Origin of the sequence: Mesorhizobium sp. M0174, from assembly GCF_040322275.1 — a bacterium.
GTDB lineage: Bacteria > Pseudomonadota > Alphaproteobacteria > Rhizobiales > Rhizobiaceae > Mesorhizobium.
Genome location: NZ_JAMYTB010000052.1, coordinates 1 through 4,887, shown reverse-complemented (window position 1 = coordinate 4,887; position 4,887 = coordinate 1). Strand labels below are relative to the sequence as shown.

The 4,887-nt window shown below is 58.2% G+C and carries 5 protein-coding genes and 1 pseudogene; all 6 read left to right on the top strand.

All coding sequences use genetic code 11. From position 1 onward, the window contains the following. On the top strand, positions 1-693 hold a 693-nt coding region (locus tag NKJ13_RS31280), incomplete at its 5' end, for an ABC transporter substrate-binding protein (RefSeq protein ID WP_352779532.1). A 186-nt stretch (positions 694-879) separates the two neighbouring features. After that, positions 880-1,947, top strand: coding sequence for an ABC transporter permease subunit (locus NKJ13_RS31275; protein ID WP_352779530.1), 1,068 nt, complete (start codon positions 880-882; stop codon positions 1,945-1,947). Further along, on the top strand, positions 1,947-2,921 hold the full coding sequence (locus tag NKJ13_RS31270; protein ID WP_352779527.1) for an amino acid ABC transporter permease: 975 nt from the start codon (positions 1,947-1,949) through the stop codon (positions 2,919-2,921). Before NKJ13_RS31275 ends, NKJ13_RS31270 begins: the two co-directional genes overlap by 1 nt. Positions 2,922-2,953: 32 nt before the next feature. Beyond that, complete coding sequence (locus tag NKJ13_RS31265) at positions 2,954-3,706, top strand: amino acid ABC transporter ATP-binding protein (RefSeq protein ID WP_352691994.1); 753 nt, start codon at positions 2,954-2,956, stop codon at positions 3,704-3,706. A 240-nt stretch (positions 3,707-3,946) separates the two neighbouring features. Beyond that, on the top strand, positions 3,947-4,189 hold the full coding sequence (locus NKJ13_RS31260; protein WP_352779534.1) for a P-loop NTPase family protein: 243 nt from the start codon (positions 3,947-3,949) through the stop codon (positions 4,187-4,189). After that, positions 4,147-4,763, top strand: a pseudogene (locus tag NKJ13_RS31255) (transposase); the annotation flags it as partial. The gene NKJ13_RS31260 and the pseudogene NKJ13_RS31255, both read left to right, overlap by 43 nt. Positions 4,764-4,887 lie beyond the last annotated feature (124 nt).

Here is a 4,887-nt window from a genome sequence, read left to right as displayed (position 1 = left end):
GCGATCGCGGTCGATTTTCTGCCGCTCTACTTTTACGATGCCGGCGGGTTTATGGTAAAGACGTCATCCGGCGTTGAGACGGTTAAGGATCTTGCCGGTGGAACGATTTGCACGACACAGGGAACCGCTACAGAGGTTGCCCTTGCGAACCTATTCAAGTCTCAGAACATAACGAACATCAAGGTTTTGACGTTCGATTCCGACGACAAGGTGTTTGCGGCTTTGGGCAGCGGCCGGTGCAACGCGATGGCAACGGACAAAACTGCCCTGGCCGGTTGGCGCGGCAGCTCCCCCAAACCCGAAGACTACAAAATCCTCCGCGAAGGAACCGGCAAATCGCCATTTGCCGGCTTCGTCGCTGCGAATGACTCGAAATGGCGCAACCTGTTGAGATGGACTGTCTTCGGGCTGTTTCAGGCGGAGGAGTGGGGTATCACGGCTGCCAACGTGGAGGAGATGAAAAAATCACCCGATCCGGTCATCCGAAAGTTTCTCGGCGCGGAGAGCGGTTTCGGCACGGACTTCAACGTATCCAATAGCTTTGCGGCCGATATGATCAAAGCCGTCGGCAACTACGGCGAGATCTACGACCGCAACCTGGGCCCGAAGACGCCTTATTATATCGACCGAACCGGCACCCCCAATGCCTCATGGGTTAACGGCGGACTCCTGTACTCGCCTCCTTGGGAGTAGGCGGAGTTCGGCGTCGATCAACCACGTGGCAATGCATCGGACCGGGGCATGATAGTAGCAAAAACAAGACCGTGGCGATCCTCGCGCGCAACGCCATCGGCTAAGCGATACGTTGCTTGGGTGCGATACAAGCTGACTCATGGTGCCATAGTAGCGGCCGTTCTTGGGTTTGTAATACTGGGGGGGTTGGCGATCCAACAAAACCTAGCAAGCCGTGGCGTCGACTTCAGTTTTGCTTATTTGTCTGCACCTTCCCGATTCAGCATAAGCGAGGGGTTGGCGCCCATTTGGAGCGGGTGGGCGCCAATTTTCGATACTGTGGACGCCGCATCATCCAATCTGGCGATGCTGGAAGCGGGCCTCTTCAACACGGTCAAAGTGGCCCTTCTGGCCATCGCATTCTCGACAATGATTGGAGTTGCCTTGGGCGTTTTTCGTTTGTCGACCAATTGGCTAGTTCGGAATCTGGCCTTCGCGATTGGCGAATTCATCCGGAACACGCCCATACTGATCCAGCTGATGTTCTGGTATTTTGCGGTGTTGCTGCAGTTGCCTTCGGCCGCGAGCACAACAACCGTCCGTAGATGGTTTGTTGCAGAACAATCCGGGGTCTTTTTGCCGTTACCGCACCTAGCAGAGGGCTCGGAGCCCGCGTCATCTCTATTGGTCGCCGTCGCAATCGCTTTCCTGGCGGCGGCGTGCCTGCGCCGCTTCCCTACGCGGTGGCGTATCGCTTTATTGGGCGCCGGACTATGTTTTGCTGGTGCGAGTTACACAACAGGTTTGCGTATTGATCTTGATTTGCCGGTGCTTGGACGTTTCGGCGCGACCGGCGGATTGCACTTTACGCCAGAGATGTCTGCCATCCTAATTGCCATCATGGTAAACAGCGCCGGGTACATCTCAGAGATCGTTCGCGGTGCAATCGAAGGGTTGCCTAAAGGGCAGTGGGAAGCGGCCGCGGCACTGGGTTTGTCGCGGCGCGATACGATCAGAGACATCGTGCTCCCACAAGTATTCAGAATTATCATACCTTCTCTAACCAACCGCTATATCAGCCTCACAAAGGATACGTCGATCGGTATTGCGATCGGCTTTCCCGACTTGTTTAGCGTGAGCGGCACTGTGGCCAACCAGACTGGCCGCGATTTCGAGACCGTCCTTATCGTCATGGGGGTTTACCTGCTTCTCAGTTGGGTAATCAGCGCGTTGACGAACGTTGTAAATAGACGGTTCGCCCTGGAGAGAGCGTGATGGTCACGACATTGCATAGCTGGCTCCGCCGCAACCTTTTTGCGAACCCTATCGATTCTATTCTTTCGATACTCATCGCCGCGGCGCTTGGCTGGCTTTCAGTGGTCTTGCTGCATTGGGTCATCTGGGAGGCACACTGGGCACGGATATACGAGAGCCTTCGGTTGCTGCTGTTCGGGTTGTACCCGGTGGAGCAAACATGGCGTGCCTGGTTGGCCCTCGCCATTCTGTGCACTGCGGTCGGCGCCGTGCAACTGCCTTGGTCGCGTCGATTTGGTGTAGCTATATGGCTGACTGCCTGCGGGGCAGCCGTATTTGTCCTAGCTCCGCCCGGGCTTGATCGCTGGGGCGGGCTTCTGCTCAGCGTCATGCTCACGGTCGTCGTTTCAACGGCGTCTCTGCCGCTCGGAATTCTGCTTGCGTTCGGCCGCTCGAGCAAAAATCCCAGTCTGAGGGCCTGCTGCACTGGGTATATCGAGGTGATGCGGTCGGTGCCACTGATTCTCGTCGTCTACTGGATTTGGATCACCGTGCCGCTGTTCATGCCCGAAGTTTCGATGTCCTCGCTCGCGCGCGGCATGGTCGGATACACTATCTTCAATGCCGCTTATGTGGCCGAGTATGTGCGCAGCGGGTTCCAAGCCGTGCCGCACGGACAGCGGGAGGCGGCTCGCTCGCTGGGTATGTCGGATTGGACGATTTCGACTGAAATAGTTCTGCCGCAGGCCCTCCGAGTGGTACAGCCGGCGCTGGTCGGTAACGTGCTCGACGTTTTCAATGGCGCGACGCTCGTCTTTATCATCGGACTGATGGACTTCCTTCGCGCTGGACAATTGATATTAGCAGATCCAAATGCCAGCGGTCAGACAAATGAAGTCTACGTGTTCATGTTTACCGTCTATTTCGTTATCGGCTCGGCGATTACTTTTGGATCGCGCCGGATGGAGGCCCATATGAATAGGAGTACGCGTTGATGATAGTGCGATCCGATGAATCCGGGCCAGCGATGGTGGCCTTTGACGAGGTCAACAAGTTTTATGGTTCGTTCCAGGCATTGCGCGACGTGACCTTGTCGGTTGCGACCGGTGAGGTGCTGGTGCTGATCGGCGCCAGCGGCTCGGGCAAGTCCACACTGATTCGCTGCGTCAATGGGCTGGAGACGCATGAGAGCGGTTCCTTGGTGGTTGACGGATTTTCCATGCCAACGATCAAGGACCTGGAATTGGGCGGTGGCGAGAAGGCGCTCCATCAAATCAGACGCGGCGTAGGAATGGTGTTCCAGCAGTTCAACCTATTTCCGCATAAGACGGTGATGGAGAACATCGCCCTTGCCCCGATGCGGGTTCGCGGCAAGTCGCGCGAGGAGGCGCAGGCTATCGCAATGCGTCTGCTCGAACGTGTTGGTCTGCGAGACCAGGCGCAAAAATATCCCGGCAAGTTGTCGGGCGGACAGCAGCAGCGCGTCGCCATTGCCCGTTCGCTGGCGATGGAACCGCACGTTATGTTGTTCGACGAACCCACATCGGCGCTCGATCCGGAATTGGTCGGCGAGGTGCTGGACGTCATGCGCGAACTCCGCACTGATGGCATGACAATGATGATTGTCACGCATGAGATGGCCTTCGCCCGCGAAGTTGCCGACCGCGTTATCTATATGGATAATGGTGCGATCGTCGAGGTGGGGCCGCCCGCGCAGATCTTCGACAAACCGACTAGTGAGCGCACCCGGACGTTCCTATCGCGCGTGCTCAAACACTGACATCAAGCGCATTTCACGAATACGGCGATGCCGCGGAGGGTGCTGGGAGCCAGCCCAGAATGGGGTGACCGATCCGATCCTCTGCCTCTCCACAATTACACGTCCGTTACATGGCCAACCGGCGCAGATAGCCGCGATCCTCATTCGATTTGAGCGCGTGCATGAGGCCAAGGTCCGAAGTGGACGGCAGCGGCACACGTCGTATACAGGGGCGCGCTGAATGCGTTGGTGTCGAGACCCATGTATTCCGGCGACAGCTGGCTGGAGAAGGGGCGAACCTGCTTCTGTTCTTCAGCCATCGGCCTTGCGCTCATCGAGAATGGCTGCCGGGTGCTCTTCACCAGAACAACCGACCTCGTCCAGAAGCTTCAGACGGAACGCCGAGACCTAGCGCTCGAGAGCGCTCTGGCCAAGCTCGACAAGTTCCATTCCATCTCCCGATTCTCGATGATCTCGCCTACGCCGCCCGCGCGCAAGCCGTGAACTCGCACTTGGATGCGCTGATTGCCCGGCCAGGCTGGAGATCGAGAAGCTGAAGCGCGAATCCATGGCAGCCGCTCGGAGCGCAAGGCGCGGCTTCTCGAACAGATGGAGTTGCAGCTTGAGGAGCTGGAAGCCGACGCCAGCCAGGACGAATTGGCGGCGGAACTGGCGGCACGCTCCTCGACGGTCAGGGCGTCCGAGCGCAAGCGACCATCGTGCAAGCCTTCCCCGAACATCTGCCGCGTGAGCGGGTGGTCATAGCCGCGCCGGCGAACTGCCCGTGTTGCCTTCGGGCAAGCTGGCCAAGCTTGGCGAGGACGTTACCGAGACGCTGGAGGTGATCCAGACCGTGCGCGAAAAGTTCTCTTGCCGCGAATGCGAGAAGATCTCGCATCCGCCGGCATGTGACGCCGCGCGGCTTTGCCAGGCCGAACCTCTTGACGATGATCCGGTTCGAGAAGTTCGCCCGCACCAGCCGCTGAACCGGCAGAGCGAGCACTATGCCGGCGAGGGCATCGACCTCAACCTTTCCACACTGGCCGACCAGATTGGAGCCTGTACCGCGGCGCTCAAGTGTGGCGCGACAATTCTGATGAGTAAGCGGTGCGCCAAGGCACCTTTCCCGAAATCGCCTTGATGGTTAGTCTCTCGTTCGTCGGCGCGCCGGCGCCGATCACTCCGAGTCATAATGGGTGACG

Bases quoted from the DNA above. Each gene is read 5' to 3' on its own strand.
- NKJ13_RS31270 (WP_352779527.1), top strand. From the start codon at position 1,947: ATGGTCACGACATTGCATAGCTGGCTCCGCCGCAACCTTTTTGCGAAC.
- NKJ13_RS31265 (WP_352691994.1), top strand. From the start codon at position 2,954: ATGGTGGCCTTTGACGAGGTCAACAAGTTTTATGGTTCGTTCCAGGCA.
- NKJ13_RS31260 (WP_352779534.1), top strand. From the start codon at position 3,947: ATGTATTCCGGCGACAGCTGGCTGGAGAAGGGGCGAACCTGCTTCTGT.